This is a genomic window from Roseofilum acuticapitatum BLCC-M154, from assembly GCF_030068475.1.
Classification (GTDB): Bacteria; Cyanobacteriota; Cyanobacteriia; order Cyanobacteriales; family Desertifilaceae; genus Roseofilum; species Roseofilum acuticapitatum.
The window spans coordinates 172,845-195,481 of record NZ_JAQOSP010000116.1 but is presented as its reverse complement, the minus strand read 5'-3'; the positions used below and the strand labels follow the sequence as shown (position 1 = coordinate 195,481).

Here is a 22,637-nt window from a genome sequence, read left to right as displayed (position 1 = left end):
GATTTCCCCTTTTGTCTGGCAAGTCAGATTGAGTCCGGTTTCCGCAAGCGGACATGAAAATGAGTTAAACTAGCGGGCAAGATGCTAATCCTTTGATATTACTGGAGTGGGAGCATCTTGCTCCCTAAGTTTTTAATCATGGTATTCAAACTAGCGGGCAAGATGCCCGCACTCCCTCAATCTGAGTGATATTACTGGAGTGGGAGCATCTTGCTCCCTACATTTTTAATTAAGGTATTTCCGCTTCGCGGACATGATACAGCAGTTTTCGCTGCTATGAGGTACATTAATGACTGTCTTGAACGATAGCTAAAATAGCTCAAAGTCCTACCCAGTCTGCTGTTTGTTCTCCCTATCCCCCTATCTCCCCATCCCCCCATCACAGCGCAAAGCGCTGTATCAGATGCTCCCACTCTTGAAAATCTACTCATAGATTAAGGTTCACTGGAAGATTTAAGGTCTGATTTCCACAGGGATTCCCGCAAGTTACCTTCTAGAGCTTGCAGTTTTTCATACATTTCCCGTTGTTCCGGGGTTAATTCGGTGGGAAACTCAATCTCAATTTCCACCACCTGATCGCCCCGTCTTCCCCGGTTGTCGGGATATCCCTTATTCGCTAATCGTAATTTTTGACCGCTTTTCACTCCTGGAGGTAAATTCATTTTCACTAACCCATCCAGGGTGAGGACTTCCACTTGTCCAGCTAAAATCGCTTCTACTGGGGTAATGGGCAGTTTACAATAAATTTCATTGCTCTCAATCTTCAGGAAAGGATGGGGCGCAACGGTGATTTTAAGGTATAAATCGCCTCCATTCATGCCCAACTTCCGCAGGCGCATTTTTTCGCCGCTTATCATACCGGGGGGCATGTCAACTTCTAAGGAGCGACCATCTTCTAAGCGGATACGCTCTTTTCCACCGCGATAGGCTTTTTCTAGGGGTAAGGTTAATAGGGCTTCGATATCCCGTTTCATGGGTCGGGATTCACTGGTGACGGTGTTATAAACTTTAGAGCGTCCAGGGGTATAGGCTTCGGCATTGGGTTCGACAGGACGCGATCGCCTTCCCGTCGGTTGTCCCTGATTCACCTCCCGACGACGATTCAGCAAGCTATCGAGAAAACTATCGAACGTGGGAAACTGGTTAAAATACTCAATTTCTGCCGAAGAAAACTTAGAGCCACTATTGCGTTTGCGGTTATTTTGTCGCGCTCTTAAAAAGAAGCTCAATTGGTCATACTCCGTCCGTTTTCCCGGATCGGAGAGAACTTCATAGGCTTCTAAAATATCCTTAAATCGCTCCTCTGCTTCCTTATTACCAGGATTGAGATCGGGATGATATTGGCGAGCCAAGCGGCGATAAACCCGCTTGATCTCGTCAGTGGGGGTCTCAGGACTAACTCCCAGAATCTCATAATAGTTCCGAAAGTTTTGCATAGTTTTGTTCACTTAGGGTTCTGGGAGATAGAGGCAAAAGGCAAAAGGCAAAAGGCAAAAGGCAAGAGGCACGAGTCGCCGCTTACCCAGGCATCTTATATCAAATCCGTAAATGTTTACGACGATTGCATGAGAGAGAAAGATACCCATTTTTAATTTTTAATTTTTAATTTTTAATTGATCCTACAGCCATTCATCGTCATCTCCCCAATCTTCATCTTCATAGGCATTATATTGATTATACCTGCCTCGGCTGGGCGGTTCTGAAGGACGGCGAGATTCCCGAATGGGCGGGCGATTCGGTTCCCTCGACCGGGGGGGCGGATAGTCCCGTGTAGGGGGATAATCTCGTGCTGGGGGTTCATAGTCCCGTGGGGGAGCATAATCCCTTGCTGGGGGATAGTCTCGCCCTCGTGGAGCGTTCCGAACTGGGGGATAATCCTGGGCGGGTGGATAACTTCTCGCCGGTGGAGCGTTCCGAACTGGGGGATAATCCCTGGATGGGGGGGTATACTCCCGTCGAGTTTTATAGGCTGGACTATCATAATCGAAACTTTCGCGGCGATCGAATTCATCGTCATCATCCCCTAGGAAGGTGCGCCGTAGGGTTCCCAAAAAGCCGTCATCCTCTTCTTCGCTCATCCGCAAGCGCACCTCGCGATTGAGATCGTAGAGAATATCTTGTAAATCGGCTCCCGCTTGGTCAATTCCTCGGTCATCCCCTCGGCGCAAATATTCCCGCAGTTCTTGGACTATGGGATCGATATCTCGGCGGTATTGGTTAGCAAACTGCATCCCAAAATCTAAGGTAGCTTCCCGCAGTTGGCGCTCGGCTTGGGTAATGAGGGCTTCGGCGCGGTTAAGTTTTTCTACTCTTTCCCGACGCTCCCGGTCAACTTGGGCATAGCGTTCGGCATCCTGGATCATTTGGTTGATTTCGTCGGCGGAGAGGGTGGAGGCTCCTTGTATAGTAATGCCTTGTTCGCGGCCGGTGGTACGGTCTAGGGCGGTAACTTGCAAAATGCCATTGGCATCGATATCGAGGGAGACTTGAATTTGGGGGATTCCTCTAGGTGCTGGCGGAATGCCGGAGAGTCGGAAGCGACCGAGAGATTTGTTATCCCTGGACATTTCCCGCTCTCCTTGGAGGATGTGGACTTCGACGAAGGTTTGGTTGTCTTGGGAGGTGGAGAAAATGTCCGATCGCCGCACGGGAATGGTAGTATTGCGGGGAATCAGTTTTTTCATCACCCCACTGGCGGTTTCGATACCGAGAGACAGGGGAGTTACATCCAGCAGCAGCACATCTTTGACAATACCGGAGAGAATTCCGGCTTGAATGGCAGCGCCTACGGCAACCACTTCATCGGGGTTCACATTTTGGTTGGGTTCTCTGTCGATGAAGCTGCGAACCAGTTGCTGAACGATGGGAATGCGGGTGGAACCGCCTACGAGTACGACTTCATCAATTTGCACGGGGCTAAGTCCAGCATCGTACATGGCCCGTTTGATGGGACGGCGCAGACGGGAGAGGAGGTCGCCACAGAGTTCTTCAAATTGCGATCGCGTCAATCGAGTTTCTAAATGTTTGGGCCCGTCTTCTGTTGCCGTGATAAACGGTAGATTAATCTCCGTTACGGTCACTCCTGACAGCTCAATTTTCGCCTTTTCCGCCGCTTCTGTGAGTCGTTGCAGCGCTTGGCGATCGCGCCGTAAATCCACCCCTTCCGCCTCTAAAAACTGTTCCGCCAACCAGTCTACAATTTTTTGGTCAAAGTCATTGCCCCCCAACTGAGTATCCCCACTGGTAGACCGGACTTCAAACACCCCATCGCCGACTTCCAGAATCGAAACATCAAACGTGCCTCCCCCCAAGTCAAACACCAGGATCGTTTGCGCCGCTCCCCGCTCTAACCCATAAGCCAGGGATGCAGCCGTAGGTTCATTCAGTATCCGTTTGACCTCTAATCCGGCAATTTTCCCCGCATCCTTGGTCGCTTGCCGTTGGGCATCATTAAAATAAGCCGGAACCGTAATCACTGCCCCAGTCACCGGTTCCCCCAAATATCGACTGGCATCCTCAGCCAATTTCCGCAAGATCATCGCCGAGATTTCTTCCGGAGCAAAATCTTTCTTCAGCCGAGGACATTTAATTTTAATATTGTCCACTTCATCTCTGCGGATGGTGTAGGGCACTCGTTTGGAATCCGCGTTGAGTTCCCCATATCTGCGTCCCATATAGCGTTTTACGGCATAAAAGGTGTTTTGCGGATTCAGGACAGCTTGGCGACGGGCCATTTGCCCAACCACAAGTTCGCCATCTTTACTGAAGCCAACCACTGAAGGTGTAGTCCGCATCCCTTCTGCATTGGCGATCACCATTGGCTTACCGCCTTCCATAATGGCAACCACTGAGTTCGTTGTCCCCAAGTCAATGCCGACTACTCTACCCATGGATTCTGTCTCTTCCTCGTCTATCTGTTCCGATAATGATGACTCTATTTGCTCAGTTTATTCTATCGTGCTTCTGGAAGTGCAAGAGCAATAAGTAATGAGCGATCTCCCCATCTCCCCATCCCCCCATCTCCCTATCTCCCCATCTCCCTATCCCGGACTCCCTGTTGCAAAACTGCCAATACCTGGGCTAAATCTCCTGCCAGCAGTGCATCTTTGGCTAACCACAAGCCAGGAAAAACAAGCGAACGGTATATTCCATCAGCATCGGCATTTAATAGCACATACTCCCCATTTTGCCAGCAGAACCAGTCGAAGGCTCCATCATAGGTGCGCCAGACTAAATATTCTTGGACTTGGTTGCGACAGTAGATGTTGCGTTTTTGGTTGAGGTCAATGGAAGCGCTACTAGCGGCAATTTCCACAATGAGTTCCGGGGGGCCTTCCACATAGTCATCCTCGCTAATGGTACTTTGGCCGTCAGTTTCGATGCGAAGGAGAGCATCAGGTTGAGGTTCATTGTTGCGATCGAGACGAACTGTGGCATTATCCAAGAGTTCCACTCCAGGAGTCGCAGCCCAGTAAGCTCCCAGCCAAGCCATAATCTGGGCGTGGGGTTTTCCGTGGGATTTGGCACGTAGGGGAGATGCCATATAAACGGTTCCTTCGATGAGTTCGGCTTTTTTGACATGGGGCATGGTGGCGTAGCGGCGCTCAAATTCGCTGCGCGTTAGGCGATCGCCGTTTTCCAAAGGTGGAAGGCTTAGGGGTGGGGATAGGGTCATCAGCAATTAACCATTGATCATGAATAATTTAACCACTTCTCCTTTTTGAGGAGAGTAAATCCATGTTAACCAACCCATCTGGGATTGATGCAGTGGTTCGCCGCGTTAAGCGGGTTCCTCTTAGGGATTCGATCGCTTCCCGGTGAGCATATAGGTGTCCATTTCTCCTTTTCCCTTAATGGCAATCTTGCCGCGATGTTGCAAATAGTAGTTTAACTTGAGTTTTTCATAAGTGGTTTGGGTAACCTGAATTTGTCCAGGAATGCCATGGGACTCCATGCGGCTGGCAGTGTTGACCGTATCGCCCCATAAATCATAGCTGAATTTCTTTTTACCGATTACGCCCGCAACTACGGGGCCGGTATTGACCCCAATGCGGATCTGGAAGTCGGTATTCATCTCTTGATTGAGTTCAGTCATCGCTTCTTGCATTTTCAGGGCCATATTGGCGATCGCCTCCGCATGATCCCGGCGCGGTGTCGGCAGTCCCCCCACCACCATATAGGCATCGCCAATGGTTTTGATTTTCTCTAGGCGATAGTCTTCGGTTAATTGGTCGAACTGAGAGAAAATCTGGTTCAATAGAGCCACCAATTCCGAGGCACTTTTTTCTTCTGAGAGCTTGGTAAAGCCCACAATATCAGCGAACAGCACCGTCACTTCCTCAAAATATTCGGCGATCGCCCCCGAAGTCTGTTTAAGCAATTCCGCAATTCTCGCAGGCAGAATATTATGCAGCAATTTCTCCGTTTGTTTCTTCTGATAGAACAGAGAAATCTCAATTTTCTTGCGCTTAATAAACTGGCACAGTTGGTTCCCAATACCTGCCAGCATTTGCACCAACTCTTCATCCATCGGTTGAGTCACTTGGCTAAATAAGGTGATCATCCCCAGCCGATCTTCATCACTAGATACCGGAAAACCCACCACTGCTTTCACGCGATCGATTGCCCCTAATTCCTTCCGCAGCAGATCTTTATGCGATTCTATATCAGTAATCCATTGGGGTTGATTATCATGACAAATTTTGCTAAACCATCCCTCACTTGGTGTGAGATTAATTTCTCTAACTTTAGATAACCTAGGAAATTGAGCTTCAGGCATTTTCCAGAGGGTTTGGCGCAAGAGTTTATTGGTCGAGATCAAATTATCATTATGATCTTTAATCTGCTTGGGAATCCAATACATCCCCAGATCCCACTCTAAATTTTCCACCAACACCCGTAGGATATTCGGTAAGGCTTCATCGAGCATCAGCGATCGCGACAATACCCGTGCCACACTATACTGAATATACAGCCGTTTTTGGGCCTGTTTGGTTTTGGTAATATCTCGACCCACATACAAGACATCTTTTAAGCTGGGAACATCCGTATCTAAAGCAGCACAAGAAAAAGCAATTGAAAGCTGTTCTCCTCGTTTATTAGGAATTAAAACTTCAATATCTGTTAATACTTTTCCTTCCAAAAAACTTCGATCTGAAACCCACTCATGACTTAACGGATGTTCTCCTAAAAGACTACGAATCGATTGACCAATCAGCTCTTCTTTACTGTATTCTAGCAAACTATAAACCGCAGGATTTACTGTTTTTATATCACCTAAATGATTCGTCACCAGTAAGGCTTCTGCCATAGAATGAATTAACTGCTGAATATATTTTTCTGACTTGGCTAACGCATTAATTGCAATACTATTTTCATTGGTTGCTTGTACCAAACGTTGCTCTAGATTCATCCGTTCTGTCACATCTTCCAGAAACACAATTAATTGCTGACGATCGCTATTGTCAGAATTAGCAATGAAATATAGATCGACATATAAGGGAGAATTAACATCAGATGAGCGAGAAATTGCCTTAATATCAAAACTCTCTTCTTCACCTAAGAGGATCAACTCTAATATTTCTTCGATTCCATAGGTTTCTGGAAAATAGAACTGAAAAGACTCACCAGCTCTTAATATCTCTTCACCCCCTACCAATCGATCCGCTCGATCTGAGAACTCCAAAATAATCAACTCTGGATCTAATATCACATATTCAAGATGTTTAGGAACAAGGGTTTTTGACATATATTTATTGAGGACTTTTATTAATTCTTATCATTCCACAATTAACTCCAAGTTGGGCAAAAACTTTTGTAAATTTTTAAGAGATTTACCTTGCCAAGGAACATCTACAGACCCTTCAACTGTCAACTTAATATTCGGTTTCTTTCTGAGTCCAATTACAAATTTAGTAATCAAGCTGATTCCCGAACTATTCAAGAAATTCAATTCTTTTAAATTTAACGTTAAATGGGACGGTTCCGAATCAGCAATCCGATCGAGAAAATTCTTAATTGGATCGTATTCCGATGCTCCATTAAGACTCAGTTCTCCCACAAAATTAATCGTGCTGGCATCCGGATTATAATCAATTTTATACTCTTTAGTATCTATACTCTGATAATTCATGTTTACCTCACTTACTGCATATGAATCAGACATCAAACCTTGACTTTAGCCATGGTAGTAATGTTTAAAAAATCATGACCGGCGCGAGAATCTGTCATTTTCCATCCTAGAGTTGCCCCATAATCTTTGATCATACTAATTAATCCCAAGCCTGATGCATTACTATCATCTTCAAGACTCCTCTCAACTTGCTCAACATAAAGATCTTCTAAATCTTCATTTAATAACCGATCGATAAATAATTCAAAAGGGATTATTTTCTCAGATTTAATGGTGTTAGTTGCAAAAATAGCTGCCACAATACCACCATCATGCTGTTGAATAAAATGAATTCCAAAAATTACTTTACTGTTCACAAATGGGTCATGAAACTTAATGGCATTTTCGAGAAGTTCGTTAGCAATATAACTGACAGAAGCTTTGCTTTCTTCGAGCCGACGTTGATCGTCATCTAAAGGCAAAAAGCTAGAAAAATATTCGGCTAAAAAGTAAGCAGATAAGCGATTATTTTTCCATCTTTTTTGTAGGGGTTGTGAACTGGGAGTAAAGGTTAATTCTAAAGAATCATGTTCTGGGGGAAATTCTTTAATAAAATCGCCTAAAATTTTTTCCATATCCCGAATCTAAATAGACTGAGTTGTAAATAGGGTGACTGTTTTAATCAGTAAACATACAAGAAAAGTGACCTTAGTTTTTATCTAAGAAATTATACCCAAAATTTTGTTTCAAAACGACTAGGGTAATATCATCCCATACTTTTTCTTCTCCAATAAACTGCTGCAAATCTTTAATAACCGCTTCTTGAATTTGATGGGAGTTATAGTGCCAGTTTTGGCTAATGATTTGACATAACTGTTCTATACCATAGCGCTGATTGCTCCCATTTCTAGCTTCAGTAATCCCATCCGTGTAGAGGACAATTCCATCCCCTGAATTTAATTCCACTCTAGTATAACTAATAAACTCAGAAATGTTGTGATCTAGACCAATCGGTAAACCCAAATCCATGGTATCAATCCGTTCAATCTTGCCCCCTTGACGCACAACAATGATTTCTTCGTGTTGACCACTTACCGTTAATTGACCGTCTGCATAATTTAAAATCGACAATGTTAAATTTTTATCTATTTTCATGCGTTGCACATTGTTGTAAATCGTGCGGTTGAGCAGGTCTAAAAAACGGATGGGGTCATGTTCTTTGATCTCTTTTAAAGTCACGACTGCGGTTTGGGTCATGAGCATGAGGATTCCGCTTTCTAAGCCATGGCCGGTAACGTCACCAATGGCAATGGTTATGACTCCATCCATACAGATGACATCATAATAGTCACCTCCCACTTCATCAGCCGGTTGCATATATCCAGAAATATCGAGTTCCTGGATACTGGCTAAATCTTCGGGTTTAGGCAGAATTAATTGCTGCATTTCCTGGAGAATTTCTAATTCTGCGGAGAGCCGTATATTTTCTGATTTAAGTTGTTGATTGAGGTGATCGATTTCTTGGTTAGCTGCTGCTAATTCTGTGGTTTTTTCTTGGAGTCGATGGATGACGATCGCGTTTTCATTGGTTGCTTGTACTAACCTCTGCTCTAATTCCATCTGTGCTGTCACGTCTTCTAGGAATAAAATGAGACGCTGATCCTCCCTAGGGTTGGGGTCGGGAATAAAATAGAGGTCGATGTACAACTGACTATCTGGATTTGGAGAACGGGCGATCGCCTTGATATCAAAGCTATCGAGTTCTCCAGTCAGAACGGATGTTAAGATATCTTCTAGACCTACAGTTTCAGGAAAATACTGATCTAACAGTTCCCCCTTCCTTAAAGTCATCTCTTCTCCAACGAGCCGCTCTGCACCCATAGAATAGTCCTGGATGATTAAATCTTGGTCTAAAAGCAAATATTCAATGTGATGGGGAACAATCAGTTGACACATGAATTACTTGATCGCCAGAATTGTCTCAGCTAGATCTTGGAAGAGTTGATTAACATTATCTCCACTTTTGGCTGAAGTGCCATAGGTTTTGATCACGGGTTGCTCTGGGTATTGATGGTGTTTTAAGAGGGCTTCTAGCTTTTGCTCGTCTACTAAGTCAGCTTTGTTGAGGGCGATCGCCATTTTACCTTTGGGATTGACTTTACTAAATAACTCCAAATGATTAATGATATTGCCCAAGGTTTCTTCCCGACTGACATCGGCAACAATAATGGCTCCTTTGGCTCCTTGGAGATAACTGGGGGCGATCGCCTTAAATTTGGTTTGCCCTTCAATATCCCAGATCAATAATTGTAACTCTGAGCCTTCTGGAAGTGCCACATCCTTACGGGAAATTTTTACACCCACCGTAGATAGATACTTGTCATCAAATTGACCATCAACAAACCGACGGATCAAACTGGTTTTACCGACACTGAAATCCCCAACCATGCAAATTTTCTTAGAAATCTTAGCCATTTTAATTTCCTACTTTAATCGGACGAAATAACTCGAACCGGACGCAGCGACTTAAAGCCAGAGCATCCGTCGAGGCGATCCCTGGTGGGGGTTCCGTGGTTCCTTGGATTTTCAGACGCTGGACTGGAATACCTTGCTGTTGTAGGGCAAGTTTGACCGCTTGTGCCCGTTCCCAAGAGAGTTTTTGATTTTCTCCCCATCCTCCAATTTTATCGCTATGTCCTGTAATCATTAAATCAAATTCTGGATACTGGTTTAAAAATTGGGCAATTTTCGGAATTCCTTCAGCCAGATCGGCTGGATGGAGTTTGTCTGAGCCGGATTCAAAGTAAAATTTCATCTCTAATGGGGAGGATTGTAGTTGAATGCGGCTAAAGACGCTGCTGACTCCCGTAATTCCCTCTAAGGAATCAAGAATTTTTTGGAGATCTTCAACTTCAATCACAGTCCCGGCAACGGTGACATTACCTTGGTCATAGGTGGCGTTAATGCTCACTCCATCGAGTTGATTTAGCACTTGAATAATCCGGTTGACTTCTGTGGCGGCTGCGTCTAGATCGGGAGGTAAGTTGACCGCTACAATGTCATTATCCAGGGTTAAATCTGGGGCAATTTCTGAGACAATTTCCCCTGCTTTTAAGCGTAGATACTCATTGGGTACTCGCCCTTTTAATTGCAGGGTTTGCCGATTAACATCAGGGGTAATAGCATAAACTGACAGTTCGGGAGAGGAGAGTAGGGCTTGACGAGTTTGGACTTCTAGGCTGCGTTCTTGATGCCATTGGTGAGATGTCCATATCCAAGGAATAGAAATGGCTCCAATTATGCCTAGGATTAGGATCGTTAATGCCCAGGGAAACTCGTCATCTTGTTTTTTCTCGCTTTGGGTAAAGAGTTTTTCTAACTCGTCTGGAATTTGATTGGGGATGGTGCTGGGGTCTCCATCAAATTCGCTAATGGGTTCGCCAAATTTTTGTAGGAGGAATGAGTAGGTGTTTTTGATGTCTTGGATAAAGGCTTTAGAGGGTTCTCCTTTAATGATGACGGCTAGATAGGAATAACCGGCGACTTCTAGCATGATTTTACAATCATCATATTCAATTTCGTTGAGTTCTGAAGCAAATTGATCGGAAGAGATGCAGTCATTCACAAAGCTGCGAATGGCGGTGAGCATTCCGGCAAGCATGTCTGATTCTAGGCGGTTTTCTTCTGAGGGTTGATATTCACTGATGACGAGACCGGAGGCTTTATGAATCAGGAAAATGGCCCGCACACTAAAGGGCATGGATTCTTGAAAGATCAGCTCGGCCTCGGAAACGCCTCGGATTTTGGCTTTGATTTTGCGTTGAACGCCTTTTAAGGTGAGGGCGCTTTCGACTTTCTGGTTGATGGATTGAATGACATCATTCATGTATTTGGCAATGGTGTTGCCGATGACGGGATAGAGGGCATCAACCATGGAATCTCGTTCGCATTCGATTTGCGCTTTAATGGCGGGGCCCATTTCTGGGCCGATAGCTCTGGCGATCGCATGGCGGTCAATCCGAATCTGTTCTTCAATGGCGAGGCTGACTTCTGGAGCTAAGGCTTTGGCGACTTGCCGGGGCGATCGCCGGATTTCTTCGGCAATGGCAGCCGGAATTAAATCGGCGAATACCCCACTCATGGCTTCGGCATCCTCTTGGGCCCGATTTTGAATGATTTTGTCAATGATGGGGGTTAAGACGCGAATACTTTGCTCGTGAGAAACGGTTAAATCAAATCCTAAGAGTTCAGAAATTAAGGGCATGAGGGGATTGATCAATGCCGTTTGTTGTTCGAGTTGGTTGAGGCGCTCTTCTAGACTCAGATTTGATGAATGATTTAAGGTCGCCAGATTAGAGGCTCGATCTGAGGGGCGAGATTTGGCTATGGAGGAGCGAGACTCTGGAGTTTCTGAGGGCAATAATAAGCTTTGTAGAGCATCAAGAGAGCGATCGACTTCTGGAGTGATTTTTTGCTGCGGTTGATGACTCGGTTCAGTGATTGGGGTAGAGGGGAGAGCCGCAGAAAGGTCAGAATTGGGGGAAGTTGTGTTTTCCTCCAATTCTGCTTTTAAGACTAAAGGGGGTAAATGTTCTCCGGAAAATTCAGATGGCGATCGGGTTTCAGGTTGGGGATCGAGGAGCAAATTGGACAATAAATCCAGGGTATGCTCCAAGCCTTTAGGGGAGTCTGGAGTTTCAGATTTAACGGCAGTCGTTGGTCTTTGACGTTCTCCTTCTCTTTCTATGATGGGCTGATCCGGATTCAACCAATTAAAGAGGTTCTCCTGCTCCAGAGCTGATTCTATTCTCTGCTCAGAAGAAGTTTGAGATCGTTTTTCTTGTGACTGTCGATCTGATAAAACCATGGTACACCCCGATCGCTCTTTTTTTTAAGAATGTTGTTCCGGTAACAACAAATCTGCCTTCACTTCCGATCCTTCAATTTCCCGAATAAAATCGGTTTTCTTAACTTTCATGCACAGATCAAATAGCACTTCGGCAAACTCATCGCGGGAGATTTTATTTTCTTGCAGTCCACTGATGTATTTATCGAGTTCGGTTTGAATTTGTCCGGTAACAGAGTGCAGCTCTTTTTGCAAAGATTCTTTGGTATGGCGAATGTTTTGCTCTAAAGTTTCTGTCTGACTATGTAAGGTTTTATCCAAACCTTTGATTTGTTCATTAAAGTTTTTCTGGGTGCGATCGAGGTCTTGTTTTAATTCAGTGAAGTCTTCCGTATGAGTGACGGTCACATACTGAATTTTTTTCTCTAGGGCATAAGAATTAGACCGCAGTTCCGTCGAGAACTGCTCGTTGAGCTGATTGAGACGATCGCCCATCTCTTGTTTGATATCCTTGATCATGTTCTCTAAGGCTTCGAGTCGGGTATCGAGTTCCCGTTGCTGTTCTCCAAAGAGTAAATCGCGGATTTGCTCTACATTTCCCAGGCGATCGCGCATATCTTTGCTTTGTCCTGAATCGTTCATCATCGTTTTCCTCTCACACTCCTGTGAAATAGATGCCTTATGAGTGCTGACAACTCATAACTTGGTGCTTGCACAAATCTCCTTGATTTTACTGGAATTTTTAGCCAATACAAGCTTAGACTACAAATTTTAATCTCCCTGAGAGTAAATATGACCCGCTTGAACCCGCAGGATCTGGGAGGAGTGTAACCAACTTGCCTCAAATGCACTTAAGTGGGTAGTCGTAATTAGGGTTTGGAATCGGTCAGCGATCGCTTCTAAAAGCTGATTTTGGCGGGTTAAGTCTAATTCGGCTAAGACATCATCCAATAATAATAAAGGGGATTCTCCTACGACTTCAGAAATTAATTTTAATTCGGCTAACTTCAAGGCTAAAACTAAGGTTCGCTGTTGCCCTTGGGAGCCATACTGACGGGCGGGAGTCTCGTTAATATAGAAGTCTACCTCATCTCGATGGGGGCCGACTAATGTGGTTCCTTGAGCGCGTTCGGCGATCGCCCGATCGGTCAATTTCTGGAAAAATGCATTCTCTATAGCTTCTACCGGCGATCGGGAATCCCCATCCCAAAACACACTGGGACTATAACGAATCGATAATTTTTCCGTCGAACCACTGATACTATCATGCCAAGCTTGGGCAATCGGTGCAAGGCGCTCTAAGACCCTAGAACGTCGGCGAATGAGACGCACCCCGATAGACACCAATTGGGCATCCCAGAGGGCTAACTCTTGAGGATTTTCCCGCCCCTCGACCTCTTGAAATTGCCGCAGTAGGGCATTGCGTTGCCGTAAAACCTGCTGATATTGACGCAACATCGGATCGTAAACCGGTTCCAATTGCGTCAAGAGCGTATCTAACCACAAGCGTCGAGTTTCCGGCGCTCCGCGCACCAAATCGAGGTCTAGGCTAGAGAACTGCACCACATTGAGTGCGCCCAAAAAATCTCGCCGTCGTCGCTGCACCTCCTGATTTAAAACTAAAGTGCGATTTCCACTCGCTCGCAGCACCAATTTCAGGTCAATTTCTCCCGTTTGGCGCTCCAAAACAGCACTCACTTGACCCATAGAGGGAGAAAGATCGGGGGACTGAAAAACCAAATCGCGATCGCTCTTCGCCCGATGCGATCGTAGGGTAGAGAGTAGCTCCACCGCCTCCAACAAATTCGACTTTCCCTGGGCATTATCCCCCACCAAAATCACCTTCGGAGCGAGAAAACTGACCGCCTGCTCCACATAATTGCGAAATTGCTTAAGATAGAGGTGCTTCAAATACATTATGACTGATTACTGATTACTGAACAGCGCCAAGTCCTGTAAACCCATGCCCATCGACCTCATTCTCCTCATCGCTGCCCTAATCATTTCCTGGCTCATCTTTACCTGGCTCGTGAAAATCGTTAAACTAACCGTTGGTACAGCCCTAACCATTGCCGGTATCGTCCTCATCCTGCAACTGCTCTTTGGAGTCAATCCCAACCAGCTTTGGCAACAAATCCTTAACCTACCCCAAATTATCCTCTATTGGATCGCCAGTTAACTCCTACATCTCCCATCAAGCCCCCCTAGTCCAGTTTCGTCACCGCACTCCAAACCAGACTCCATCCCCACCGAAATCCCTCCATCCTGCGATTATCGATCCCAACCCTCTTTAAAATTGGCATCAGCCCTCACCCAGTTCTCATCCTATCCATGGCATTCTAAAGCCTATCACCCCTTTCACATTGGTTCATACCCCGATCGTACAGAGGAAACTTCCATGAACGCTAAAAAATACTGCTCCAACATTCACCCCATTTGGAATTGGATCAACTGGTTTAGCTTCCCTGTCCTCCTATTTGTGGCTCTTAATTTTCTGCAAGTCCAAGATTCTGTGCCTCAATCAACTTTTTCTGTTCCCCAATCCCTAGAACAGCAAACTGCCTTCTCTAGTCACTCTTGATCGCTGAACAAGTGCTTGAGGTGGATCGAGACCTCGAAGGACGGTTTACAAGGACGGATAAATCAATTAACAATTAAATGACCGACTAAATTACTGATTATCCACCCATGACTGAACCTTCTGCTGATTTGAATAGCCAAGTATCTATGGCGACGCGCATCCGTAATTTAATCGTAGCGTTAACGGCGATCGCCTTGAGCGTAGCATTGTTTTTAGGCTTGCAAACCCAGAGTCCTTCTACTTCTTTGTCTGAGTTGGCGGAAACGGCTACACCGCTAGAGGTGGCGCTAGGGAATGAGAAGCCCACGTTAATGGAGTTTTATGCGAATTGGTGTTTGAGTTGTCAGGCGATGGTTCCCGATATGGTGACTCTGCGAGAGAGCTATGGGGAACAGGTCAATTTTGTGATGCTGAATGTGGATAATACGAAGTGGTTACCCGAAATGGATACTTATCGAGTGGATGGGATTCCCCATTTTGTGTTTTTGGATCGTCAGGGAGAGGCGATTGCTGAAAGTATTGGTGAACTGCCTAAACCTATTCTCCAAGATAAATTGGAGGCTCTAGTCGCCGGTGTTCCCATTCCTGATGCTGGATCAGTGGGTAAAGTTTCGAGTTTGGAATCCGGTGCAGAGCGTCAAGTTACCAGGGTTTCTGATCCTCGTAGCCATGGATCTCAGGTGGTAGAGTAGTAGATGATATCGACTAGAGACTGGCGATCGCGATCGGTGAGCATTGTTGTTGACATCCAACCCCTGCCTAAAGGCGAGGGGATTCCTAAACCTCACGATTTAGGTTTCTGTTTCATAGCAGCCGCCTTCACTGATTTACTCAGATCAGGTCTTACACTCGCTCCACAGACTGACACGGCAAGCCCTGCCGCCAAAATATTTTTTGATGCGTTAATATCTCGGTCGTGGTGTGTTCCACATTTAGGACAATCCCATCCCCGAATATTTAACGGCATTTTTTCTTCAATATGTCCACAATTACTGCATCGCTTAGAGCTGGGGAACCATCGATCAATTTTAATGTAGTTTCTACCGTACCATTGGCACTTATATTCCAACTGACGGGTTAACTCTCCCCAACTTGCATCAGATATTGCTTGAGACAATTTTCGATTCTTGACCATGTTTTTCACAGCTAAGTTTTCAACTACAATAGTTTGGTTTTCACGAATTAGTTGAGTAGTTATCTTGTGTAAATGGTCTTTTCGTGTGTCGGTTATTTTTAAGTGAGATTTAGCTAACTTAACTCTGGCTTTGTACCGATTATTAGAGTCTTTCTGTTTACGAGATAGACTTTTTTGAAGTCTCCTGAGTTTACGGTAGTGTTTCTTCAGGTGTTTAGGGTTAGGAATTTTTTCCCCATCACTGGTAATCACCAAGCTACTTAGACCTAAGTCAATCCCTACTGCTTTATTATTAGCAGGTAAAGGCTTGATGGTCGGATCATCAAACCGGATAGAAATATGCCAACGTCCTGACGGGTGGAGCTTCACTGTTACCGAAGTTGGCTGACATCCTTCAGGAATTTGCCTAGACCATCGAATAGGTAAAGGTTGTTTACATTTGGCTAAATAGATTTCACCATCTTTGAACTTAAAAGCAGCTTTAGTGAATTCGGCGCTACCGCCCTGATGTTTTTTCTTGAAATTGGGATATTTCGCCCGTTTAGCAAAAAAGTTGGCAAAAGCAGTTTGTAAATGTCTTAACCCTTGTTGCAGTGGAACAGAACTGACCTCATTGAGGAAGCTTAAGTCATCTTCCTTCTTCCAAAGGGTTAACATAGAAGAAGTTTGTCCGTAACCCACTTTCTCTTGCCGTTCATACCAAGCTTGAGTTCTTTCATGGAGAGCTTTGTTGTAAACCAATCTTACACATCCTAAAGTTCGTCGTAATAGCGACTCTTGTTCAGGTGTTGGGTAAAATCGGTAATTCTGTGCTTTTTCCATGAAGTAAAGCTTAGTTGAAATCTTCTTACATTATACCACAGATTTTGTAACACAGGAAAGACTGGTATATTAGAAAGCAAGAAAAGCTGTCCTAGAAGGACGGGGTTTTAGACCCATTTCTCTGATAAATGGGTTGGGCTGTGTTCAAAATTGCCTCGCGGCGCAGTGGGTTGTTACTGCTTTCGATAGCACGTTTGCTCACTAGATCGACCGGACGATCTAGAAGTTGAGCAAAGTCTTCATGCATTTGGGCAAAATCGAGTAATGTCCAATGGCTTTGTTCATGCCAAGTAACGAGTAAGTCAACGTCACTATCGGGGCGGAAGTCATCGCGCAAAACTGAACCAAAAAGAGCAAGCTCAATAATCTGCCACTGCTGGCACAGCGCCCGCAGGCGATCGCGATCGATCTCGATATTAGGGTGAATAGTCATCATTTGGGACATCAGAACCTTCTTTAATCATAGATCTTGAGTTGCACCTGTGCTTGGCCATGCTCAGACTGGTGAGCGATCGCCCCTTGTGCCATCATCCACAAACCGTTAAGATCTGTTAAGTCACCTTTCAACCTATCACTAAAACCCTATGGGTGCTGCGGTATCTCTGGAAAACGTTTGTAAAGTATATAACCAAGTTCCCGTTGTCGATCGTCTCTCCTTTACCATTCAACCGGGGGAAATGTTCGGTTTATTGGGCCCCAATGGCGCAGGAAAATCAACTACGATTCGCATGTTGACCACTCTCACTAGACCCACGGACGGTGAGATCGAGGTGGCAGGGTATAATGTAGTGCAGCAGGGACAGCAGGTGAAACGGAAAATCGGTGTAGTATTGCAGCAAACGAGCGTCGATGTCGATTTAACCGTATGGGAAAATATGGAATTTCATGGTCGTTTACATCACATCCCCAATGGGATACGTCAAGAGAAAATTAATCAATGGTTAGAGTATGTCGAATTAGTCGATCGCCGTCAAGACCGGGTAAAAACGCTCTCTGGGGGGATGAAACGGCGTTTACAAATTGCTAGAGCGCTGCTTCATGAACCGGAAATCTTGTTTCTAGATGAACCGACTGTGGGTTTAGATCCCCAAACCCGTCGGCGGTTGTGGGAAATTATTCGCGGCTTAAATGAGCAAGGAATGACGATGTTACTGACCACCCATTATATGGAAGAAGTGGAATATTTATGCGATCGCATCGGCATTATGGATGGGGGACATTTAATTGAACTGGGAACCCTAGAAGAATTGCGACAAAAACATGGAGAAGGCTTAGTCGTCAAACAAAAAGGCGATCGCTGGGACTATCTCTTTTTCCCCGACTTAGCCGCAGCCAACCACTATCTCGAACAGCAACCCGATAAAACCGGTTTCATGGTTCGCCCTTCCAACTTAGAAGATATCTTTGTCGAATTAACCGGAAGACAGTTAGACTAAAGGGTTACTAGGTTCTTTAATCCCCCATTATGCCCCGTTTAGCCACTACAATTGAAGCCATTCTCTACTTAAAAGGTCAACCGGTTCGCTTAAATGACCTGGCTGAATTGGCCCAATCGAGCAAAGAAGAGACCGAAGAAGCCCTAATTGAGCTAATTTCTGATTATGCTCATCGAGATAGTGCCCTAGAGGTTTTAGAAACCCCCTCTGGCTATAGTCTGCAATTGCGAGAATCCTTTCAAGACTTAACCCATAACCTACTTCCGGCGGAGTTAGGAGTCGGTGCGCTCAGAACTTTAGCCGCTATTGCCTTAAGTGGTTCTATCTTACAAACCGAGTTAGTAGACTTGCGCGGCAGTGGCGCTTACCAGCATGTGGGAGAACTGGTAGAATTAGGATTAGTGCGTAAACGCAAAAAAATGGGCGATCGCACCTTTCGCTTACAAGTTACCTCTAAATTTCATCAATATTTCCAACTCGAAGACCTTCCCCAACCCTTCAGCTCCCTGAAAGAAAGTCTAGCTGCTTCCGAAGCCATGGAAGAACCAGAGCCGGAAGTAATGAACAATGAACAATGAACAATTTAATAATTCCCTTGGCAATACCGTTGGGTGACTTGGTGGCGATAAGTAAACATATCTTCGAGTCGGTCAATCACAAAGCCCCCTAAGACCCATTCTGCTATCTCTCCTCCCAACAATTCTAACCGAATCGTATCCGTTAAGCGGGTTCGATCGCCTTCCGGGGTGAACTCATGGCGATGTACCCAACTCTGACAAGGGCCTTCCACTTGGCGATCGACAAAATATTGATAGGGCACACAATCGGTATGACGAGCTAACCACTTAATCGGAATAAAACCCAATTGAATCTCAAATTCTGTAATGGCTCCCACACCTAACCCCCCCTCTCGACGCAACACTTTCACCGGTTGCCAAGGGGGAGTTAACAGACTTAAAATATCGGGGCGTTCATGAAATTCCCACACCCTTGTCACTGGTGCATTAATTAGAGTCGATTTTTCAAAATTGAGCATAATCTTATCATGATTTCAAATGAATAATCAGACAGTAGGGGCGAAAAATTTTTCACCCCTACTGAACCCTACTCCCAATTTTGAATCGGTTCTTGCAAAATTTGTTTACCGTTCTCTTCAACCACCAAAAAAGATCCCTTAGCCGTGTTGAAAATCACATAATATAGATAGTTACCATTGCGTGCTTCAAAATACTCTCCGCTAGAATCATAATCGCTCAAATTCAAGCGAATATTATCCCCCGTCTGCTTATCGACACCCACATAAGTGTAAGGGGCATCACCACCACAAATACTCACCCAAAAACTCTCAGTTTCTGCCAATAAATAGGTGCTTTCACCCTGATTGCAATAATCTCGGAGTTGAGCCATACGAGTTTGGCCAAAGACTTGACGCAAGGGCATCAGACTAGCGAGTAAACCCAGGAGAATAGAGGCACTTAAACTTAGACCCTTGCGGGTTAGGAATAGATTGTTCATGTTGTGTGGAGAAAATTCGGCATCAATTCAGATCACCTCATCATAGCAAGCCGATTCCTGAGATGTCATCCTCCCTTCTTCCCAGATATACAGCACTTCAGCTCTATACCTTCTGACTGATGGCTAAATGTTGTTTTAGGGTTTCTGCGGATAGGGTTCCTTGGATATGTTGCCAGGGTAAAATTCTCTGGGTTGACCAATTTTCATGGACATAATCCTCTAAGGGGGGAAGTTGTCCTTGAAAATGCTTAAAGGCTTGCCGATAACTCCCTAGAGAATCTCCAGAGTTTTGCGTGAATTCTAGGATATGGGATAGGCGGCGATCGCCCCTAGAAATCAGGGCTTGAATGACTGACCAATTATAACTCTCTGGACGAAACTCTATACCCATTTTTCCTAAACCCTTTTGCAACAGTTTTAAGCGTTTTTTGGCTTCAGGGTTTACGCCATACCATTGAAAGGGGGTATGGGCTTTAGGAACAAAGGTGCTACATCCCAAAGTTAAACGTAATCCAGGGGCGGCTTTTTTTAGGTCTTGCATTAAGTTTAAGGTGGGTTCTAAATCCTCAATTTCTTCTCTAGGAATGCCCACCATGCCATAAAATTTAATCCCTTTGAGTCCCCCAGCTTTGGCGTTAATGGCGGCTTGAATAATTTCCTGTTGTTCGAGTTTCTTGTTGACAATTTCCCGCAATTTTTCCGATCCACTTTCAATGGCGATGGTGATTGAGCGGCTATCCCGTTGACTGAGAATGCGGGCAAGCTTTTCGGTGACGGTATTGGTGCGGACAGAAGCTAGACTTAGACGCACTTGGTCATATTCCGGTTGACTGAGATAATCGAGCAGGGCATTAAATTCAGGATGTTGGGTAACGGAAGCGCCTAATAATCCTAGGCGGTTGGTGAATTTTAGTCCTTGTTCGATCGCCGGAATTAATCCTTCTTGTACACTCGCTGTCCGAAAGGGTAAGGTCAGATAACTGGCTAGGCAAAATCGACAGAGTTCTGGGCAAGACCTGACGACTTCCACCATGTAAATGTTTTCCCAGGCGGCTTTTGGGGTAACCACTCTGGAAGCCAATAGGGTTTTACCGCGATAGGTTTGTTTGCTGGGCCGTTCGGGAATGGTATCCTCTAGGGGGGTAATGGCGGCGATCTCCCCCATAGGACTTTCGTAGGTTACCTCATATAAACTGGGCACATAAATGCCTTCTCCCTGAGCTAGATAAACCCATTGCTCCCGCCTAGATGCACGCCGCACCTGTTGATAGCGATCGATGAATTCCCCCAATAACTCTTCCCCATCCCCCAATAAAATCACATCGAAAAAGTCTGCAAAGGGTTCAGGATTAGCCGTTAAAACTGGCCCACCTCCAAAAATTAACGGATGATGCTCCTGGCGATCCTCACTCCGTCTCGGTATACCTAATTGGTCGAGCAGAGCCAAAATATTGCCATAGTCTAATTCCCAGGATAACGAGAAACCAAGCAATTCAGCCTGTCGGGGCAGTTTTTCCCCTCCATCGGTAAATAAACGACTCACCGCTACATCCGATCGCCTACACAACTGCGACCAAATCACTTGATAGCCTAAACTGGTGATGCCAATACTATAGCTATTCGGAAAGGCGAAAATGACCGGTATAGCATTGCTTTCGGGCGATACCGGGGAGAATAGAAGCTGTTCTTCATCCAGGGGGATAGACAAGGAAAAATGCCCTCACTTAACTTTTGGCCATAAATCGGGCAATATTAGACTATTACCTTACCAAAAAAACGGACTTTTGTCAAACTGATAGAAACTCGCCGAAAAAAAGCGAAAAGCCTAACCCTTTATTGCTCTTTTTTTGCCGACAAAAGAATTTATAGTCTGCCCTTTTTTCACCAATTCTTTTTAAAGATTTCATGAAAAAATCCGCAAAAACACGGAGTGAGTTGTCTAGATGGGTCGGCTATTATGAAACTATACCCTTTTTAAGGGAGTAAGCCGGTTGAAGCTGTTAGGCACGAGGGGTCAACAACGATGAAATCCAGAGGAACCCATGTACAGGGAAGAGCAAAAACCGTGGTTAGTCTTCATCGAGAAGGAGTACACCGAGATACCTTAGTGCCCCATGAAGATGGAACGTTCAGCGCCGAAAATCTCTCTCCGATCGCCCTAGCGGATCGAGCTGATCTCCTATTTGAAGAAGCCAACACCTATCAGCAAAACGGAAATCTACCCGCCGCCCAAGCCTATTGGCAACAATCTTTATCCCTATATGAAAGTCTGGAAAACCATCAACGAATTAGTCAAATATTAGGCTATTTAAGTCATAGTTATTACGCCCAAGGCAACTACGATCGCGCCCTAGAATATCAGCAAGAACGACTCAAGTTAGCGCAAAAACTGGGCAATTTACGCCTCGAAGCCCAAACCTGGGGGAACTTAGGCAATGCCTACCGCCACCAAGGATCGTACACAGAAGCCATTAGTGCTGAAAGTCGCAGCATTGAACTGGCGCAACACATTGCAGACGATCGCCTATTAGCTGTCGGTTTAAACAACTTGGGCTTAGTTTACAAAGCGATGAACGACCTTCCCAAGGCGATCGCCTATCAAACTCAAAGCCTAACCCTAATTCGGGAACAGGACAACCCCCTGATGCAAAGCCAAATTCTCCGCAACCTCGCCAACGCCCACCATGCTCTCGGCAATACAGAACAAACCATCAACTATTATCAACAACTCCTAGAACTCGCTCGCCAAACCCAAAATCAACGCTTAACCGCCAAAGTCCTAAGAAACCTCGGCAACACCTTCCATACCTTGGGGAACTATAGCCAAGCCATAACCTACTATGAAGAACGGCTTGAACTTGCCGAACAACTACAAGATCAACGCATGAAAGAACAAACCCTAGGCAGTCTAGGCGTAGCCCATGATGCCCTAGGAAACTATCAAGAAGCCACCCGTTATTATGAAGAGCGCCTACAAATTGCCCTACACCTCAAAGACAAACGCCTAACCGGGCAAACATTAGGCAACCTGATCGTCGCCTGTAGCGCTCTTGGTGACTTACTCAAAGTCGAACAATACCGAGAACAACGGCAAGCTTTAGCTTAGAAACAATGAGTAATGAAAAAACAGCGCAACGCACCAACAAGGTAGGGTGCGTTAGCGACAGCGTAACGCACCAATTCTAATGAGT

Annotated in this window: 21 protein-coding genes and 1 pseudogene; 6 read left to right on the top strand and 16 right to left on the bottom strand. The window is 45.2% G+C overall.

The window, feature by feature from the left end; all coding sequences use genetic code 11:
• Positions 1-434: 434 nt before the first annotated feature.
• The 11 genes and pseudogenes from PMG71_RS19105 to recF form a co-directional block, all read right to left on the bottom strand.
• On the bottom strand, positions 435-1,436 hold the full coding sequence (locus tag PMG71_RS19105; RefSeq protein ID WP_283755315.1) for a DnaJ C-terminal domain-containing protein: 1,002 nt from the start codon (positions 1,434-1,436) through the stop codon (positions 435-437).
• Positions 1,437-1,619: 183 nt separating this feature from the next.
• A complete protein-coding gene (gene dnaK, locus PMG71_RS19100) occupies positions 1,620-3,890 on the bottom strand; it encodes a molecular chaperone DnaK (RefSeq protein WP_283755314.1) in 2,271 nt (756 codons plus the stop codon).
• Positions 3,891-4,024: 134 nt separating this feature from the next.
• Positions 4,025-4,675, bottom strand: coding sequence for a Uma2 family endonuclease (locus tag PMG71_RS19095; RefSeq protein ID WP_283755313.1), 651 nt, complete (start codon positions 4,673-4,675; stop codon positions 4,025-4,027).
• A gap of 120 nt (positions 4,676-4,795) precedes the next feature.
• A complete protein-coding gene (locus PMG71_RS19090; protein ID WP_283755312.1) occupies positions 4,796-6,748 on the bottom strand; it encodes an adenylate/guanylate cyclase domain-containing protein in 1,953 nt (650 codons plus the stop codon).
• Between the two features lie 30 nt (positions 6,749-6,778).
• On the bottom strand, positions 6,779-7,132 hold the full coding sequence (locus PMG71_RS19085) for a slr1659 superfamily regulator (protein WP_283755311.1): 354 nt from the start codon (positions 7,130-7,132) through the stop codon (positions 6,779-6,781).
• Positions 7,133-7,164: 32 nt separating this feature from the next.
• Positions 7,165-7,746: a slr1658 family protein gene (locus PMG71_RS19080; RefSeq protein WP_283755310.1), complete on the bottom strand. Its 582-nt coding sequence runs from the start codon at positions 7,744-7,746 to the stop codon at positions 7,165-7,167.
• A 73-nt stretch (positions 7,747-7,819) separates the two neighbouring features.
• Positions 7,820-8,674: pseudogene (locus PMG71_RS19075) on the bottom strand (PP2C family protein-serine/threonine phosphatase); the annotation flags it as partial.
• Between the two features lie 396 nt (positions 8,675-9,070).
• Positions 9,071-9,586: a Rab family GTPase gene (locus PMG71_RS19070; RefSeq protein WP_283755308.1), complete on the bottom strand. Its 516-nt coding sequence runs from the start codon at positions 9,584-9,586 to the stop codon at positions 9,071-9,073.
• Position 9,587: 1 nt separating this feature from the next.
• On the bottom strand, positions 9,588-11,978 hold the full coding sequence (locus PMG71_RS19065) for an OmpA family protein (RefSeq protein WP_283755307.1): 2,391 nt from the start codon (positions 11,976-11,978) through the stop codon (positions 9,588-9,590).
• Between the two features lie 24 nt (positions 11,979-12,002).
• Entirely contained in the window at positions 12,003-12,602 is a 600-nt protein-coding gene (locus PMG71_RS19060) for a hypothetical protein (protein WP_283755306.1), read from the bottom strand.
• A gap of 126 nt (positions 12,603-12,728) precedes the next feature.
• The gene (recF, locus tag PMG71_RS19055; RefSeq protein ID WP_283755305.1) at positions 12,729-13,874 is read right to left on the bottom strand and encodes a DNA replication/repair protein RecF; all 1,146 of its coding nucleotides are present in this window, start codon (positions 13,872-13,874) and stop codon (positions 12,729-12,731) included.
• A 46-nt stretch (positions 13,875-13,920) separates the two neighbouring features.
• On the opposite strand from recF, the gene PMG71_RS19050 reads away from it, so the two are divergent.
• The 3 genes from PMG71_RS19050 (at position 13,921) to PMG71_RS19040 (ending at position 15,230) form a co-directional block, all read left to right on the top strand.
• The gene (locus PMG71_RS19050; RefSeq protein ID WP_283755304.1) at positions 13,921-14,136 is read left to right on the top strand and encodes a hypothetical protein; all 216 of its coding nucleotides are present in this window, start codon (positions 13,921-13,923) and stop codon (positions 14,134-14,136) included.
• A gap of 219 nt (positions 14,137-14,355) precedes the next feature.
• Positions 14,356-14,538 carry a hypothetical protein gene (locus PMG71_RS19045; RefSeq protein ID WP_283755303.1) on the top strand — a complete coding sequence of 61 codons (183 nt, stop codon included), beginning with the start codon at positions 14,356-14,358 and terminating at the stop codon, positions 14,536-14,538.
• A gap of 107 nt (positions 14,539-14,645) precedes the next feature.
• On the top strand, positions 14,646-15,230 hold the full coding sequence (locus PMG71_RS19040) for a thioredoxin family protein (RefSeq protein WP_283755302.1): 585 nt from the start codon (positions 14,646-14,648) through the stop codon (positions 15,228-15,230).
• 92 nt (positions 15,231-15,322) lie between these two features.
• Here PMG71_RS19040 and PMG71_RS19035 read toward each other — a convergent pair whose 3' ends face one another.
• Positions 15,323-16,495 (bottom strand): RNA-guided endonuclease InsQ/TnpB family protein, encoded by a 1,173-nt coding sequence (locus tag PMG71_RS19035; RefSeq protein ID WP_283755301.1) that lies wholly within the window; start codon positions 16,493-16,495, stop codon positions 15,323-15,325.
• Between the two features lie 91 nt (positions 16,496-16,586).
• Positions 16,587-16,940 carry a nucleotidyltransferase family protein gene (locus PMG71_RS19030; RefSeq protein WP_283755300.1) on the bottom strand — a complete coding sequence of 118 codons (354 nt, stop codon included), beginning with the start codon at positions 16,938-16,940 and terminating at the stop codon, positions 16,587-16,589.
• 139 nt (positions 16,941-17,079) lie between these two features.
• Between PMG71_RS19030 and PMG71_RS19025 the strand changes: the two genes are divergently transcribed.
• Positions 17,080-17,931 (top strand): ABC transporter ATP-binding protein, encoded by an 852-nt coding sequence (locus PMG71_RS19025; protein ID WP_283755299.1) that lies wholly within the window; start codon positions 17,080-17,082, stop codon positions 17,929-17,931.
• Positions 17,932-17,960: 29 nt separating this feature from the next.
• Positions 17,961-18,509, top strand: a complete 549-nt coding sequence (scpB, locus tag PMG71_RS19020) for an SMC-Scp complex subunit ScpB (protein WP_283755298.1) — start codon at positions 17,961-17,963, stop codon at positions 18,507-18,509.
• A gap of 5 nt (positions 18,510-18,514) precedes the next feature.
• Here the strand turns inward: scpB and PMG71_RS19015 are convergent, their stop codons facing one another.
• The 3 genes from PMG71_RS19015 to PMG71_RS19005 all read right to left on the bottom strand — a co-directional run bounded on the left by PMG71_RS19015 (position 18,515) and on the right by PMG71_RS19005 (position 21,154).
• Complete coding sequence (locus PMG71_RS19015; RefSeq protein ID WP_283755297.1) at positions 18,515-18,967, bottom strand: SRPBCC family protein; 453 nt, start codon at positions 18,965-18,967, stop codon at positions 18,515-18,517.
• Positions 18,968-19,035: 68 nt separating this feature from the next.
• Positions 19,036-19,446 carry a hypothetical protein gene (locus tag PMG71_RS19010; protein ID WP_283755296.1) on the bottom strand — a complete coding sequence of 137 codons (411 nt, stop codon included), beginning with the start codon at positions 19,444-19,446 and terminating at the stop codon, positions 19,036-19,038.
• 103 nt (positions 19,447-19,549) lie between these two features.
• Positions 19,550-21,154, bottom strand: coding sequence for a B12-binding domain-containing radical SAM protein (locus PMG71_RS19005; RefSeq protein ID WP_283755295.1), 1,605 nt, complete (start codon positions 21,152-21,154; stop codon positions 19,550-19,552).
• Positions 21,155-21,469: 315 nt separating this feature from the next.
• On the opposite strand from PMG71_RS19005, the gene PMG71_RS19000 reads away from it, so the two are divergent.
• Complete coding sequence (locus tag PMG71_RS19000; protein ID WP_283755294.1) at positions 21,470-22,552, top strand: tetratricopeptide repeat protein; 1,083 nt, start codon at positions 21,470-21,472, stop codon at positions 22,550-22,552.
• Positions 22,553-22,637: the final 85 nt, after the last annotated feature.

Bases quoted from the DNA above. Each gene is read 5' to 3' on its own strand.
- PMG71_RS19080 (WP_283755310.1), bottom strand. From the start codon at position 7,746: ATGGAAAAAATTTTAGGCGATTTTATTAAAGAATTTCCCCCAGAACAT.
- recF (WP_283755305.1), bottom strand. From the start codon at position 13,874: ATGTATTTGAAGCACCTCTATCTTAAGCAATTTCGCAATTATGTGGAG.
- PMG71_RS19035 (WP_283755301.1), bottom strand. From the start codon at position 16,495: ATGGAAAAAGCACAGAATTACCGATTTTACCCAACACCTGAACAAGAG.
- scpB (WP_283755298.1), top strand. From the start codon at position 17,961: ATGCCCCGTTTAGCCACTACAATTGAAGCCATTCTCTACTTAAAAGGT.
- PMG71_RS19000 (WP_283755294.1), top strand. From the start codon at position 21,470: ATGAAATCCAGAGGAACCCATGTACAGGGAAGAGCAAAAACCGTGGTT.
- PMG71_RS19095 (WP_283755313.1), bottom strand. From the start codon at position 4,675: ATGACCCTATCCCCACCCCTAAGCCTTCCACCTTTGGAAAACGGCGAT.
- PMG71_RS19105 (WP_283755315.1), bottom strand. From the start codon at position 1,436: ATGCAAAACTTTCGGAACTATTATGAGATTCTGGGAGTTAGTCCTGAG.
- PMG71_RS19030 (WP_283755300.1), bottom strand. From the start codon at position 16,940: ATGTCCCAAATGATGACTATTCACCCTAATATCGAGATCGATCGCGAT.
- PMG71_RS19010 (WP_283755296.1), bottom strand. From the start codon at position 19,446: ATGAACAATCTATTCCTAACCCGCAAGGGTCTAAGTTTAAGTGCCTCT.
- PMG71_RS19045 (WP_283755303.1), top strand. From the start codon at position 14,356: ATGAACGCTAAAAAATACTGCTCCAACATTCACCCCATTTGGAATTGG.
- PMG71_RS19050 (WP_283755304.1), top strand. From the start codon at position 13,921: ATGCCCATCGACCTCATTCTCCTCATCGCTGCCCTAATCATTTCCTGG.
- dnaK (WP_283755314.1), bottom strand. From the start codon at position 3,890: ATGGGTAGAGTAGTCGGCATTGACTTGGGGACAACGAACTCAGTGGTT.
- PMG71_RS19065 (WP_283755307.1), bottom strand. From the start codon at position 11,978: ATGGTTTTATCAGATCGACAGTCACAAGAAAAACGATCTCAAACTTCT.
- PMG71_RS19025 (WP_283755299.1), top strand. From the start codon at position 17,080: ATGGGTGCTGCGGTATCTCTGGAAAACGTTTGTAAAGTATATAACCAA.
- PMG71_RS19070 (WP_283755308.1), bottom strand. From the start codon at position 9,586: ATGGCTAAGATTTCTAAGAAAATTTGCATGGTTGGGGATTTCAGTGTC.
- PMG71_RS19060 (WP_283755306.1), bottom strand. From the start codon at position 12,602: ATGATGAACGATTCAGGACAAAGCAAAGATATGCGCGATCGCCTGGGA.
- PMG71_RS19085 (WP_283755311.1), bottom strand. From the start codon at position 7,132: ATGAATTATCAGAGTATAGATACTAAAGAGTATAAAATTGATTATAAT.
- PMG71_RS19040 (WP_283755302.1), top strand. From the start codon at position 14,646: ATGACTGAACCTTCTGCTGATTTGAATAGCCAAGTATCTATGGCGACG.
- PMG71_RS19090 (WP_283755312.1), bottom strand. From the start codon at position 6,748: ATGTCAAAAACCCTTGTTCCTAAACATCTTGAATATGTGATATTAGAT.
- PMG71_RS19015 (WP_283755297.1), bottom strand. From the start codon at position 18,967: ATGCTCAATTTTGAAAAATCGACTCTAATTAATGCACCAGTGACAAGG.